Here is a 14,228-nt window from a genome sequence, read left to right as displayed (position 1 = left end):
ATGTGCAAAGCATAACCAAATGCGCATTTTATTTAAATAAGCACTAGACAGGTGGGCATGAAGCCCGTAATATCCGACCCCGCAACGGCGCTATGCGCCCGTAGCTCAGCTGGATAGAGCGCTGCCCTCCGGAGGCAGAGGTCTCAGGTTCGAATCCTGTCGGGCGCACCATTAATTGAATGGCGCTGGAGCTGCGGCGGTACTTCTTCTTAGGAAGGTAGACCGCGCGAAAAGATTTACAGTGGTGGCTATAGCTCAGTTGGTAGAGCCCTGGATTGTGATTCCAGTTGTCGTGGGTTCGAGTCCCATTAGCCACCCCATTAATTTAGTGATATTGCGAAGGTGGCGGAATTGGTAGACGCGCTAGCTTCAGGTGTTAGTGTTCTTACGGACGTGAGGGTTCAAGTCCCTCTCTTCGCACCATCTCTAATTTAAAAGCAGTAAGAAGTAAAAGCAGTATTTCGGCGAGTAGCGCAGCTTGGTAGCGCAACTGGTTTGGGACCAGTGGGTCGGAGGTTCGAATCCTCTCTCGCCGACCAAATTCAAGAAAGCCCAATCGAAAGATTGGGCTTTTTTACGTCTGTAGTTTGCCGTTTCGTAGGTCGGATAAGCGCAGCGTCATCCGACACCCTTGCGAAAACAGTCCATCTCAATCCCAGTCTCTTATTCGCGACATTCCTGCTTTTGTTGTCGCCGTTTGGTGACTATTAACTCATTGATAAAAATGAATAATACCAGGATTGAGTTTATGTGTCTCTAAACAGAGACACTATTGCGGAAAACCTAAAGTCCAGACAAAACCCATCAGCTGCCAGTGCTATCAACGATAACAACATGAATACCAAACGATTATAGGTTCATGGCAATTATGGATTCAAACCTGGCACACATCGTGCAATAATATACAGGTAGATGCTCATTCCACTTCTTATGTTTGCTTAGGCTTCATAAACCCAGGAATGACGCAGAGCCGATTACGGTGCTTATCGTCCACCGACAGATGTCGTCTTTCAGACCTCATCCGACACCATGGACATAACGTTGAGTGAAGCACCACTTAGTTGTCATACAGACCTGTTTTAACACCTGCCAATTGGCAGGTGTTTTTTTTTGCATGCAGTAAGGGAAAGCGAGAAAGGGAAAAGGGCGAAAGATTTCGCCCCTGGGATCTACGGATTAGGATTATTTTGCAGAGTTAACAACAGGCCATCGCGACGCATGGTCGCGGCTTCCTCAGGTTGATGCAGCCTGTCCAGGCAATCAGCCAGCCAGGCGTAATCAAACGCATCAGGGCGTTGTTTAATGGCTTCGCGGAAGGCCTCGCATGCTGGCTGCCACTCACCGTGCTTCATCAGCAACTGGCCGAGAGTGCTGTACAACAACGGACGATCGCCTTGCGTTTTAATCTGCTGGCGAAGGGCTTTCTCGAGTTGCTCTGGGTTTCCAGATTTCAAACGCGGCATCAGTAACACCAGGCGTTCGTCAAACTGGCGTTTCAGGCCATCGAGAATGATTTCCTGCGCGGCGTCATGATCGTCACATTCAATCAGATGCTCTGCCATAGCGACCTGCAACACTGTCTCGTGGCGCGTTTTACGGCTTTGGTTTTTCCACCAGCTTTTCAGGCCATCGTTACCTTGATCTGCCATTGCCTGATCCATCAACCCAATCCATGCCTGGCGCTGAAGCTCTGCACGATGGGCTTCATCACTCACCTGAACTTTGTTCATTGCCGGTAAAATATCAAGCAGCGAGCCCCATGCTCCGGTACGGACATAGGCCATTTCAGCCAGACGCAGAACTTCCGGATGACGCGGAGCGGTTTCCAGCAATTTATCTACACCATGACGCGCCGCGTGATTCTCGTTACGAGCCAGTTGCAGGCGCACGCGAGTAATTTCTACCGGTAATTGATCGTGGTCTGCCAGTTCAGCTGCACGTTCTAGATGCTGATTTGCCCGGACTTCATCACCGCGCTGTTGTGCCGCTTCGGCTGCCAGCAAATAGTTCACCACTGGTTGTTCCGCATGATCGGCATTTTTCAGCATCAGCTTCTCAACCTGCTGGTAATCGCCTTCTGCCAGTTTCAGCAATGCCGCTTTGGTTTGCTTACGCGCACGGCTGCTTTTACGCCCTACGAACCAGCCACGAGTACGGGCACCGGTGCGGAAAACACGACGCAGCACCCATTCAATGGCAAACAGCACAACCAGACTTAAGATCAGAATGATCACCAGACCTGTGACGCTGGTTTCCACGTTGTAATTATCTGTCTGGATCAGCACATAACCCTGATGGCCCGCCAGCATTGGCCCGAGCACGATCCCGGCGATCAACAGCAGAAAGAGTAATAAGACTTTAATCATGCTTATTCTCCTTGAGTGGGTGCGGGAACCGGTGCAGGCGCGGGTTCAACTGGGGCAGGGGATGCCGTGCTGGCTGCGGGCTGGGCGAGTAAATTGCGTACCCGAGTCTGCATCAGCTTTTCCAACAGCGGCTGGCTTTCCAGCGTTTGCGGCACATCCATATTGATGCTTTGCTGGCTCAAAGAATCCAGTTCATCAAGGAACGACTTGGTGACGCTGTCATTGGTATCGTAATAAGCCCGAACCCATGTGGAGACATTCTCCAGCGATTGCTTATAGGTTTCATCCTGATGACGTGGAACAGCTTGCGCAGCAACCAGCAGACGTGAGCGGATATTCTCACGCAGATAAACATCCTGATTTGGTGCCAGCAGTGGCACCGCCGTTTCATCGCGACGGCGGATAGTAATGAAGCTATCCATAAAGTTGTGCCAGCTTTTTGCCAGGTTTTGACGCCATTCTGTGACAGTGCTTGAGAGCTCGTTACCGTCAGAGTCCATCGGCGTGTCATCGGTATTATTATCCGCAAGACGCAGGTTATCGACTTGATTAGATAGCTGATTTAGCTTGAGGATAATCCCGTCGTAATCCACCTGAGTAATCGCGGACAACGCAGAAATATCATCCGTTAGCGCACGGCGAGCAGCCAGCACGCTCGGGTCATTCATATCCGCAAGGCTGGCATCTGCACTTTTCAGAAGTGCTGCCGCGGTGGTGACATCCTGATCGCTCCACAGTTTTCGCCCTGCCAATTTCACCAGGAAATCGGACTGCGCTAGCAACCAGGTTTTCGCATCACTCCCGGAAATGGTCGCCACTTTTTGCTGCACTTCCTCAAGCTCACGCGCCAGATTCGCTTGTTGGCGATTCGACTCTTCGAGAGCAGACGCTTGCTGCTTGATAGTGGTTTCCAGCGTGGATTGCTGCTGTTCTTGCTGCTTTTGCAAGGCGATTAATTGTGTTGCCAGCGCATCGGTATTGGCAGTTTGCGCCGCCGACTGATGCTTGCCATAACTGTAAAGACCGCCACCTAACGCCAGCGCAATAGCAATGGCGATAGCACCCAGCGCAATTCCGGCAATACCACTACGATTTTTTTGTGGTGGTTGTTCTGGAAGCGGTGCGCTTTCCAGCCCTGGTTTGGTCTCTTCAACCATGGCGGAGTTAGTCTGTTGTTCCGTCATTGTGGCGTCCCATGTTATTGATTTATTGTAACGCGCGAAGCAGCGCATCATTGTCTGCGTTATCGGCGACCCGAATATCCTGCCAGCCCAGATCCCGGGCAAGGTCTGCCAGACGCTCACTAACAACTAATAGTTGGCAGTGTAGTAACCAGTTCTTTCGATACCATTCGGGAACGAGAGCATAAAGCTGTTGTAGCATTTCACCACTCGTCACGACCAGCGTTGAAACTCCACGTTCGCGCCAGCGAAAGGCTTCTTCCGTTCCGTCATAAATTCTGGCATTTCTTTGATAACATTCGCAGAAAGTGACTTCTGCACCGCGCGCTGTCAGCGTTTCGCCTAACAGTTCACGGCCACCATTGCCGCGTAAAATGAGTGCACGTTTACCAGCAACATTCTGTAATTCAGGTAATTGTAGCAAGACTTCCGTTGTTTCCCTGTCTTGCGGATAGCGAACCGGCAAATGGCTCACGGTATGAAACGCTAACGCAGTGGTGCGCCCAATAGCAAACCAGGCAAGATTTGCAGGCCATGGCATACCATTTTGGCTTAATTGCGGCTGGGCGTACTGTATGACGTGTTGTGATAACACGAACACCGGATCGCCTGTGGACAGGCTCGCTAGCATAGACGGCAGTTTGTCCAACTGCCGACCAGGGGAAAACTCGATGAGAGGGAAGCTATACGCCACCTGCCCCAGTGCGCGCAGTCTGCTCACTAACTCGTCCCCTGCTGGGGAAGGGCGGGTGACAAGGATCGTCATGCCGGGGCATCTCCGTCATAAACCGCGGCCAGAATTTCACGGGCTCCTTTATCAAGGAGTTCTTCCGCAAGAGAAATTCCCATCACTTCGGCCTCTTCTGGTTTACCACGGCGCTCACCACGAACCAGGATTGAGCCGTCTGGTGCGCCCACTAATGCTCGCAGCCAGAGCTCACCGTTAATCAACTCGGCATAACTGCCGATTGGCACCTGGCATCCGCCCTCAAGACGCATGTTCATGGCTCGTTCTGCGCTGACGCGAATCGCGGTTTCTTCATGATTCAGCGACTCAAGTAACTCTTGAGTGCGTATGTCGTCAAGACGGCACTCGATTCCTACTGCCCCCTGACCCACAGCAGGCAGGGATACTTCTGCTGGCAAGGCGTAGCGAATACGTGATTGCAGCCCCAGTCGATTAAGCCCGGCAACCGCAAGAATAATTGCATCGTAGTCACCGTTATCGAGCTTGCCCAAACGAGTCCCGACATTACCGCGTAATGAGCGAATGACCAGGTCTGGGCGGCGCTCAGCAATCTGGCACTGGCGGCGGAGGCTGGAAGTGCCGACTACGCTGCCAGCAGGCAGAGAGTCGAGGTCGGTGAAATTATTGGAAACAAAAGCATCACGCGGATCATCGCGCTCGCAAATGGTCACCAGACCCAGGCCTTCAGGAAACTCGACTGGCACATCTTTCATGGAATGTACTGCGATATCCGCGCGCCCTTCAAGGAGTGCAAGTTCTAACTCTTTGACAAACAATCCCTTGCCACCTACTTTCGCTAGCGGTGTATCAAGAATGATGTCGCCACGCGTAACCATTGGCACCAGTTCAACCGTGAGCTGGGGATGGTTCGCCTCGAGGCGTTGTTTGACATAATGTGCTTGCCAGAGTGCTAATGGACTTTGGCGGGTGGCAATTCTTAATACATTGTCTAACATTGCTAGTTACCGTAATTATCGTCCCTGACCATCCTACCACTCTTCACAGAAGACTGTCAGTTTCAACGGTTTTGCGGAAAAGAGGGACGTCTTTCGTATTATGGAATATAAAGCAGGGAGCCGGTAAGGAACTTGGCGCGTAGCGCATCTTTCTTTACGGTCAACCAGCAAGGTGTTAAATTGATCACGTTTCCAGCAATTCTTTGCCTTGTCGTTTATAATAGAGGCAACAACCGGGAAACGGGTTTTTTCGAAATACTGAAACCATCAGGCGATATGTCTTGTACCTCTATATTGAGACTCTTAAACAGAGACTGGATGCCATTAACCAACTGCGTGTAGATCGCGCACTTGCTGCCATGGGGCCTGCTTTTCAACAGGTCTACAGTCTTCTGCCAACATTGCTACATTATCATCACCCGCTGATGCCAGGTTACCTTGAGGGTAACGTTCCACACGGCATTTGCATTTACACGCCTGATGAAACCCAACGCCACTACCTCAACGAACTCGAATTGATGCGCGGCATGCCGCCGCAGAAAACCGAATCTGGCGAATTACCGATCACTGGCCTCTATTCAATGGGCAGCACATCGTCCGTTGGGCAAAGCTGTTCTTCCGATCTGGATATTTGGGTTTGTCACCAGTCATGGCTCGATAACGACGAGCGCCAGTTGCTGCAACGTAAATGTAGCGTACTGGAAAGCTGGGCCGCCTCTTTAGGCGTTGAAGTCAGCTTCTTCCTGATTGACGAAAACCGCTTCCGCCACAACGAAAGTGGTAGCCTGGGCGGCGAAGACTGTGGTTCAACACAACACATCTTGCTGCTTGATGAATTCTACCGCACCGCAGTGCGCCTGGCCGGGAAACGTATTCTCTGGAGTATGGTTCCGGGTGATGAAGAAGATCATTACGACGATTACGTGATGAGCCTCTACTCGCAGGGTGTGCTCACGCCAAACGAGTGGCTCGATCTCGGTGGTTTAAGCACCCTTTCGGCCGAAGAGTACTTTGGTGCCAGCCTGTGGCAGCTTTATAAAAGTATCGACTCCCCTTATAAAGCGGTGCTGAAAACACTGTTGCTGGAAGCTTATTCCTGGGAATACCCGAACACTCGTTTATTGGCAAAAGACATTAAGCAGCGTTTGCATGATGGCGAGATAGTCTCCTTTGGGCTTGATCCTTACTGCATGATGCTGGAGCGTGTGACTCACTACCTCACGCAAATAGAAGATACCGCACGTCTGGATTTAGTTCGCCGTTGCTTCTATCTCAAAGTGTGCGAAAAACTTTCCCGTGAACGCGCCTGCGTAGGCTGGCGTCGTGAAGTCTTGAGCCAACTGGTCAAAGACTGGGGTTGGGACGAGCCACGTCTGGCGATGCTGGATAACCGCGCTAACTGGAAAATTGACCAGGTTCGGGATGCACACAACGAGTTGCTTGATGCGATGATGCAAAGCTATCGCAACCTGATTCGTTTCGCGCGCCGTAATAACCTGAGCGTCAGCGCAAGCCCGCAAGATATCGGGGTGTTGACCCGTAAATTGTATGCCGCGTTTGAAGCGCTGCCAGGCAAAGTCACGCTGGTTAACCCGCAGATCTCCCCTGATTTGTCAGAACCGAACCTGACCTTTATTCATGTGCCGCCAGGCCGTGCTAACCGTTCAGGCTGGTATCTCTACAACCGTGCACCAAACATGGATTCCATCGTCAGCCATCAACCGCTGGAATATAACCGTTATCTTAATAAGCTGGTGGCCTGGGCCTACTTTAATGGCCTGCTGACTTCCCGCACCCGTCTGTTTATTAAGGGCAACGGTATTTGCGATTTGCCAAAACTTCAGGAGATGGTGGCTGACGTTTCGCACCACTTCCCGTTGCGTTTGCCTGCGCCAAGCGCGAAAGCGTTGTACAGCCCATGTGAAATTCGCCATCTGGCAATTATTGTGAACCTCGAATACGACCCGACGGCGGCATTCCGCAACCAGGTCGTGCATTTCGATTTCCGTAAGCTGGATGTGTTCAGTTTCGGGCAGCAGCAGCAGTGCCTGGTGGGCAGCGTTGACTTGCTTTATCGCAACTCCTGGAATGAAGTGCGTACCCTGCATTTTAACGGTGAGCAATCGATGATTGAGGCGCTGAAAACCATTCTGGGCAAAATGCACCAGGATGCTGCGCCACCAGATAGCGTGGAAGTATTCTGCTATAGCCAGCATCTGCGTGGGCTTATTCGCACGCGTGTTCAGCAACTGGTTTCGGAATGCATCGACTTCCGTTTATCGAGCACTCGCCAGGAGCCTGGGCGCTTTAAAGCGCTGCGTATTTCTGGCCAAACGTGGGGGCTGTTCTTCGAGCGCCTGAGCGTTTCAGTGCAAAAACTGGAGAATGCAGTCGAATTCTACGGCGCGATTTCGCACAACAAACTTCATGGCCTGTCAGTGCAGGTTGAAACCAACCAGGTTCAGCTACCGTCAGTGGTCGATGGGTTTGCCAGTGAAGGGATCATTCAGTTCTTCTTTGAAGAAGCGAGTGAGGACCACGGCTTCAATATCTATATTCTTGATGAAAGTAACCGCGCAGAGGTTTACCACCACTGCGAAGGAAGCAAAGAAGATTTAGTGCGTGACGTGAGCCGTTTCTACTCTTCGTCACACGATCGCTTTACCTACGGTTCAAGCTTTATCAACTTCAACTTGCCGCAGTTCTATCAGATTGTGAAAGTAGAGGGGCGCTCGCAGGTTATTCCGTTCCGTAACCAGGCTATTACAGCAGCGACGCCAGCTAATCATGACGACAGCAATACGCCGCTGCTTCAGCAGTACAGCAACAGCTAGCTAAAACTCACAGGCTCGCCCGCTTGCTGCGTGCAAGCTTCTTCCAGCAACGCCCAAAACTCAGCGCCGCTGCGATCGCAAATCCACTTATCGCCCTGCAAATTAAAATGGTAACCGCCGTTTTTGGTTGCCAGCCAGACCTGATGCAAAGGCTCCTGGCGATTAATAATAATCTTGCTGCGGTTCTCAAAACTCAGGCTCAGTACGCCACCGTTGATTTCACAGTCAATATCGCTGTCACCATCCCAGTCATCCAGGCGTTCTTCGATTGTTGACCACAGACCGTCGGCCAGGCGATGAAATTCACTGTCATTCATATCTGTTTCTCAGTTGTTCGTCTTCACGGCAGTATAGCAACAGTCGCGAAGAGAAAAGAGTATTGCTTTTCAGGGATCACCTGCGATGATAGAAGGCAGAATATTGGATTACAGGCATCTCAATAATGAAGAAAATTTTCTGCCCACTGGCATTTATGCTGGCACTTTTCAGTCTTTCTGGCTGCGGTCTTAAAGGTCCTCTGTACTTTCCACCTGCCGATGGCACAACCAAACCCACGAGCCAGGTCACTCCTGTAAAACAGCAGCAACCGGCGACCCCAGACCGAAATAACCGTGGTACGGATAACGCACCGACTCAGGTTGCCTACTAGCAAACTATTGATAAGTAGCCGCGTATATGGAGCAGAAGATGCAGTTTTCGAAGATGCATGGCCTCGGTAATGACTTTATGGTCGTCGACGCGGTGACTCAAAACGTCTATTTCTCCCCGGAGCTGATTCGCCGTCTGGCTGACAGGCATTTGGGAGTAGGGTTTGATCAGTTGCTAGTGGTTGAACCGCCTTATGATCCTGATCTCGATTTCCATTACCGTATTTTCAATGCCGATGGCAGCGAAGTTTCCCAATGTGGTAATGGTGCACGATGTTTCGCGCGATTTGTGCGCCTGAAAGGGTTGACTAACAAACGCGATATTCGCGTCAGCACCGCCAATGGCCGCATGGTTCTCAGTGTGACTGAAGACGAACTGGTGTGCGTAAATATGGGGGAGCCGAATTTCGAACCCTCTGCCGTACCGTTCCGCGCAAACAAAGCAGAAAAGACCTATATTATGCGTGCTGCCGAACAAACCATTATGTGCGGCGTCGTATCGATGGGTAACCCGCATTGCGTTATTCAAGTCGATGATGTGACGACAGCGGCCGTGGAAACTCTGGGGCCAGTGATGGAAAACCATGAACGTTTCCCGGAGCGAGCGAACATCGGTTTTATGCAGGTTGTCACCAAAGAACATATCCGCCTGCGTGTGTATGAACGTGGTGCCGGAGAAACACAAGCTTGTGGCAGTGGCGCTTGCGGCGCAGTTGCTGTGGGTATCTTGCAAGGAATACTTGCGGAACAGGTTCGCGTAGAGCTGCCTGGTGGCCGTCTTGATATCGCCTGGAAAGGGCCGGGAACTCCGCTGTTTATGACCGGTCCGGCGGCCCACGTCTATGATGGATTTATACATCTATGAAGAACGCCGAGGAACAGCAAGAAGCCGTACTGGAACTGGATGACCGTATGGTGGCGGAATATCTGCTGCGTCATCCTGATTTCTTTATTCGGAACGCTCAGCATGTAGAACAAATGCAGGTGCCACACCCGGTTCGTGGCACCGTTTCGTTGGTTGAATGGCATATGGCGCGTAGCCGTAACCACATCAATTTTCTTGAGGAAAACATGACCCTGCTGATGGAGCAGGCGAGTGCCAACGAAGGGCTGTTTTACCGCTTACTGAAGTTGCAAGGCCGGCTGGCCTCCGCCACCAGTTTGCAGGAAATGTTGAATCGTCTGCACCGTTGGGCGCGTGAAATGGGCCTCGCGGGCGCAAATGTGCGTCTTTTTGCCGATCGCTGGCGGATTGGTGCCCCTTCTGATTTCACTCACCTGGCGCTGAATCGACAGGCTTTCGAGCCGTTGCGTATTCAGCGTCTGGGCGACAGGCAACATTATCTCGGGCCGCTAAATGGCCCTGAATTACTGGTTGTTTTACCGCAGGCTAAAGCTATCGGTTCGGTTGCTGTTTCTTTGATGGGCAGCGATGCGGATTTAGGCGTGCTGGTTTTCAGTAGTCGCGATCCTCAACATTATCAGGATGGACAAGGTACACAACTCCTTCATGAACTGGCGCTGATGTTGCCAGACTTGCTGGAGCGCTGGGTCGAACGAGTATGACGGCCTCTCCGCTGCAATCTTTAGTCGATGGTTTCCTGCGCTACCTGAAAGTAGAGCGCCAGTTAAGCCCGCTGACACTTCTCAATTATGGCCGCCAGCTCAGCGCAATAATCGCTCTGGCGGGCGAGATGAAAATGAGTACCTGGCAACAGTGTGACGCCGCAGCGGTGCGTTCAATCACGGTTCGCAGCCGCAAGGCTGGCCTCGGCCCATCAAGCCTCGCATTACGTCTTTCCGCACTGCGCAGTTTCTTCGACTGGTGTGTCAGCCAGGGCGAACTCAAAGCCAATCCCGCAAAAGGGATAACCACGCCGAAAGCTGGCCGCCATCTACCCAAAAATATCGATGTTGATGACGTTAGCCGTCTGCTGGATATCGATATCAACGATCCGCTTGCGGTGCGTGACCGCGCCATGCTGGAAGTGATGTACGGCGCGGGTCTGCGCCTTTCAGAGCTGGTTAATATGGATTGTCGCCATATCGACCTCACCACGGGCGAAGTCTGGGTGATTGGTAAAGGCAGCAAAGAACGACGCGTGCCGGTGGGGAAATCCGCTGTTAGCTGGGTTGAGCACTGGCTCGATCTGCGCGAGCTTTTTGGCCCGGACGACGACGCGCTATTTCTCTCTAAACAAGGGAAGCGTATCTCGACGCGCAACGTCCAGAAACGCTTTAGCGAGTGGGGAATAAAACAGGGGCTGAACAGCCACGTGCATCCGCACAAACTGCGTCATTCGTTCGCCACGCATATGCTGGAATCCAGTGGGGATTTGCGCGGCGTGCAGGAATTATTGGGCCACGCCAACCTTTCGACCACACAAATCTATACCCATCTCGACTTCCAGCACTTAGCCACAGTGTATGATGCTGCGCATCCACGCGCTAAACGAGGGAAATCGTAATGCACTTTTATCGCCCGTTAGGGACTATTGCCGCGCTCACATTTGATCTCGACGACACGTTGTACGACAACCGCGCGGTGATTGAACGTACCGAACGTGAATCAATGAGCTTTGTGCAGAATTACCATCCAAAGCTTAACCATCTTCAACGCCCTGATTTTTTGCGCATCCGTCATGCGCTGCGGCTTGCAGAGCCGGATATTTATCACGATGTGACCGAATGGCGCCGCCGTGCAGTTGAACAAGCCATGCTGGACGCGGGCTTGTCAGCAGATGAAGCTGCCGCTGGCGCACTGGCTTGTATGGCGAATTTCGCCCACTGGCGCAGCCAAATCGACGTACCGCAAGAAACGCACGATACATTAGCGAAACTCGCTGAAAAGTGGCCGCTGGTGGCGATCACCAACGGTAACGCCGAACCGCATCTTTTTGGTCTCGATCATTACTTTAAGTTTGTGTTACGCGCTGGCCCACATGGCCGCTCCAAACCATTTAACGACATGTATCACCTGGCGGCAGAGAAGCTGGATGTGCCGCTTGCTCATATTCTGCATGTTGGCGATGACCTGACGACAGACGTCGCCGGAGCCGTTCGTTGCGGGATGCAGGCGTGCTGGATAAACCTGCGTGATGGCAACCTGATGCAGATAGATGACAGCCGCTTATTACCACATCTGGAAATTTCGCAGTTGGCATCCCTCACCGCGCTGATATAATCAACAAGTCTGTATAAAATTCCAGTATATTTTTATCTCCTCAACGGCGGTGCCAATGGACGTTTCTTACCTGCTCGACAGCCTCAATGACAAACAGCGCGAAGCCGTCGCAGCCACGCGAAGCAACATGCTAGTGTTGGCCGGGGCGGGCAGTGGTAAGACACGCGTATTGGTGCACCGTATCGCCTGGTTGATTAGCGTGGAAAACTGCTCGCCGTACTCCATTATGGCGGTGACGTTTACCAACAAAGCGGCAGCAGAAATGCGCCACCGTATCGGCCAGTTGATGGGCACCAGCCAGGGCGGCATGTGGGTCGGGACTTTCCACGGTCTTGCGCACCGCTTACTGCGCGCGCATCACATGGATGCCAACCTACCGCAGGATTTCCAAATCCTCGATAGCGAAGATCAGCTGCGTTTGTTAAAGCGCCTGATCAAAGCCATGAATCTCGATGACAAACAGTGGCCTGCACGCCAGGCGATGTGGTTTATCAACGGCAAAAAAGACGAAGGTTTACGCCCTCATCACATTGAAAGTTACGGCAATCCGGTTGAGCAAACCTGGCAAAAAATTTACCAGGCTTATCAGGAAGCGTGCGATCGTGCGGGTTTGCTGGATTTTGCCGAGCTGCTGCTGCGCGCGCATGAATTGTGGCTGAACAAACCACACATTCTTAACCACTACCGCGAGCGCTTTACCAACATTCTGGTGGATGAATTCCAGGATACCAACAGCATCCAGTATGCGTGGATTCGCATGCTGGCGGGTGAAACGGGCAAAGTGATGATCGTCGGTGACGATGACCAGTCAATCTACGGCTGGCGCGGCGCGCAAGTTGAAAACATCCAACGTTTTCTGACCGACTTTCCTGGCGCACAAACCATTCGCCTTGAACAAAACTACCGCTCGACCAACAACATTCTGAATGCTGCCAACGCCCTGATAGCCAACAACTCTGGTCGTCTGGGTAAAGAGCTATGGACGGATGGCAGTGACGGTGAGCCGATCTCACTGTATTGCGCATTTAACGAATTAGACGAAGCGCGTTTTGTGGTTAACCGCATCAAAACGTGGCAGGAAAGCGGCGGTGCGCTTGAGCACTGTGCGATTCTCTATCGCAGTAACGCCCAGTCGCGTGTACTGGAAGAGGCGTTATTACAGGTCGGTATGCCATACCGTATCTATGGCGGCATGCGCTTCTTCGAACGCCAGGAAATCAAAGATGCGCTCTCCTATCTGCGCCTGATTGCCAACCGTAACGACGATGCGGCGTTTGAACGCGTGGTTAACACGCCAACGCGTGGCATCGGTGACCGCACATTAGACGTGGTGCGCCAAACGTCGCGCGACCAGCAACTGACAATGTGGCAAGCCTGCCGTTTGTTGCTGCAGGAAAAAGCGCTGGCGGGGCGTGCTGCTTCTGCTCTGCAACGCTTTATGGAGCTTATCGACGCGCTGGCACACGAAACCATCGATATGCCGCTGCACGTCCAAACCGATCGGGTGATTAAAGACTCGGGTTTGATGATGATGTACGAGCAGGAAAAGGGCGAGAAAGGCCAGACGCGCATCGAAAACTTAGAAGAACTGGTCACGGCAACGCGCCAGTTCAGCTATCAGGATGAAGATGAAGACTTGATGCCGTTGCAGGCATTCTTGTCTCATGCAGCACTTGAAGCCGGCGAAGGGCAAGCCGATACCTGGCAAGATGCGGTGCAATTGATGACGCTGCACTCGGCGAAAGGGCTGGAATTCCCGCAAGTGTTTATCGTCGGCATGGAAGAAGGCATGTTCCCAAGCCAGATGTCGCTGGATGAAGGTGGCCGCCTGGAAGAAGAACGCCGCCTGGCGTATGTTGGCGTGACGCGTGCAATGCAAAAACTCACACTGACCTACGCTGAAACCCGCCGCCTGTATGGCAAAGAGGTTTATCACCGCCCGTCACGCTTCGTTGGTGAACTGCCAGAAAACTGCGTCGAAGAAGTCCGCCTGCGAGCCAGCATCAGCCGCCCGGTCAGCCATAAACGCATGGGCACGCCAATCTCTGAAAATGATTCTGGCTTTACCCTCGGGCAGCGTGTGCGCCATGCCAAATTTGGTGAAGGGACGGTCGTTAACCTTGAAGGCAGTGGTGAACATAGCCGAATCCAGGTGGCATTCCCTGGGCAAGGGATTAAGTGGTTAGTCGCCGCTTATGCGCGACTGGAAACGGTGTAAGTTAGCGAAATAACTCATCGTTTTTCACGCTTTTGCTACCTTATAAATATCACCTTAGTTTATTAGCCTATGGTGTCCCGTTGCGTGTTGACGC

General features: G+C 52.2%; 12 protein-coding genes and 4 tRNA genes. 11 read left to right on the top strand and 5 right to left on the bottom strand.

What is annotated here, in order from left to right; genetic code table 11:
* Window positions 1-94 precede the first annotated feature (94 nt).
* The 4 genes from MNO13_RS23475 (at window position 95) to MNO13_RS23460 (ending at window position 539) form a co-directional block, all read left to right on the top strand.
* Window positions 95-171 (top strand) — tRNA-Arg (locus MNO13_RS23475).
* Window positions 172-244: 73 nt separating this feature from the next.
* Window positions 245-320 (top strand) — tRNA-His (locus MNO13_RS23470).
* 16 nt (window positions 321-336) lie between these two features.
* Window positions 337-423: transfer RNA gene (locus MNO13_RS23465), tRNA-Leu, on the top strand.
* Between the two features lie 39 nt (window positions 424-462).
* A tRNA-Pro gene (locus MNO13_RS23460) sits at window positions 463-539 on the top strand.
* 630 nt (window positions 540-1,169) lie between these two features.
* On the opposite strand, the gene hemY is transcribed toward MNO13_RS23460, so the two are convergent.
* The 4 genes from hemY to hemC are packed head-to-tail and all read right to left on the bottom strand — an operon-like array spanning window position 1,170 to window position 5,251.
* On the bottom strand, window positions 1,170-2,366 hold the full coding sequence (gene hemY, locus MNO13_RS23455) for a protoheme IX biogenesis protein HemY (RefSeq protein ID WP_064541549.1): 1,197 nt from the start codon (window positions 2,364-2,366) through the stop codon (window positions 1,170-1,172).
* Window positions 2,367-2,368: 2 nt separating this feature from the next.
* Window positions 2,369-3,550, bottom strand: coding sequence for a uroporphyrinogen-III C-methyltransferase (gene hemX, locus MNO13_RS23450; RefSeq protein WP_241939365.1), 1,182 nt, complete (start codon window positions 3,548-3,550; stop codon window positions 2,369-2,371).
* 22 nt (window positions 3,551-3,572) lie between these two features.
* Complete coding sequence (gene hemD, locus MNO13_RS23445; protein WP_241939364.1) at window positions 3,573-4,313, bottom strand: uroporphyrinogen-III synthase; 741 nt, start codon at window positions 4,311-4,313, stop codon at window positions 3,573-3,575.
* Window positions 4,310-5,251, bottom strand: coding sequence for a hydroxymethylbilane synthase (gene hemC, locus MNO13_RS23440; RefSeq protein ID WP_064541540.1), 942 nt, complete (start codon window positions 5,249-5,251; stop codon window positions 4,310-4,312). The genes hemD and hemC overlap by 4 nt, the downstream gene beginning before the upstream one ends.
* A 281-nt stretch (window positions 5,252-5,532) precedes the next feature.
* Here hemC and cyaA point away from each other — a divergent pair, with 281 nt between their 5' ends.
* Window positions 5,533-8,085: a class I adenylate cyclase gene (cyaA, locus tag MNO13_RS23435; RefSeq protein WP_064541537.1), complete on the top strand. Its 2,553-nt coding sequence runs from the start codon at window positions 5,533-5,535 to the stop codon at window positions 8,083-8,085.
* Here cyaA and cyaY read toward each other — a convergent pair.
* Window positions 8,082-8,402 (bottom strand): iron donor protein CyaY, encoded by a 321-nt coding sequence (gene cyaY / locus MNO13_RS23430; RefSeq protein ID WP_064541534.1) that lies wholly within the window; start codon window positions 8,400-8,402, stop codon window positions 8,082-8,084. The genes cyaA and cyaY overlap by 4 nt on opposite strands.
* 125 nt (window positions 8,403-8,527) lie before the next feature.
* Here cyaY and lptM point away from each other — a divergent pair, with 125 nt between their 5' ends.
* Genes lptM through uvrD form a run of 6 tightly spaced genes read left to right on the top strand, consistent with a single transcriptional unit; the run spans window position 8,528 to window position 14,134 of the window.
* Window positions 8,528-8,734: an LPS translocon maturation chaperone LptM gene (gene lptM / locus MNO13_RS23425; protein ID WP_121814575.1), complete on the top strand. Its 207-nt coding sequence runs from the start codon at window positions 8,528-8,530 to the stop codon at window positions 8,732-8,734.
* A 38-nt stretch (window positions 8,735-8,772) separates the two neighbouring features.
* Entirely contained in the window at window positions 8,773-9,597 is an 825-nt protein-coding gene (dapF, locus tag MNO13_RS23420; RefSeq protein ID WP_064541528.1) for a diaminopimelate epimerase, read from the top strand.
* On the top strand, window positions 9,594-10,298 hold the full coding sequence (locus MNO13_RS23415) for a DUF484 domain-containing protein (RefSeq protein WP_064541525.1): 705 nt from the start codon (window positions 9,594-9,596) through the stop codon (window positions 10,296-10,298). The genes dapF and MNO13_RS23415 overlap by 4 nt, the downstream gene beginning before the upstream one ends.
* Entirely contained in the window at window positions 10,295-11,200 is a 906-nt protein-coding gene (xerC, locus tag MNO13_RS23410; RefSeq protein WP_064541522.1) for a tyrosine recombinase XerC, read from the top strand. The genes MNO13_RS23415 and xerC overlap by 4 nt, the downstream gene beginning before the upstream one ends.
* Window positions 11,200-11,916 (top strand): 5-amino-6-(5-phospho-D-ribitylamino)uracil phosphatase YigB, encoded by a 717-nt coding sequence (yigB, locus tag MNO13_RS23405; RefSeq protein ID WP_241939363.1) that lies wholly within the window; start codon window positions 11,200-11,202, stop codon window positions 11,914-11,916. The genes xerC and yigB overlap by 1 nt, the downstream gene beginning before the upstream one ends.
* Before the next feature lie 55 nt (window positions 11,917-11,971).
* A complete protein-coding gene (uvrD, locus tag MNO13_RS23400; RefSeq protein WP_064541517.1) occupies window positions 11,972-14,134 on the top strand; it encodes a DNA helicase II in 2,163 nt (720 codons plus the stop codon).
* The last annotated feature ends 94 nt before the right edge of the window (window positions 14,135-14,228 follow it).

Source organism: Buttiauxella ferragutiae (genome assembly GCF_022637515.1).
Lineage (GTDB): Bacteria > Pseudomonadota > Gammaproteobacteria > Enterobacterales > Enterobacteriaceae > Buttiauxella > Buttiauxella ferragutiae.
Note: the sequence above shows the minus strand (reverse complement) of the source record. Positions and strands in the feature narration are given on the sequence as shown.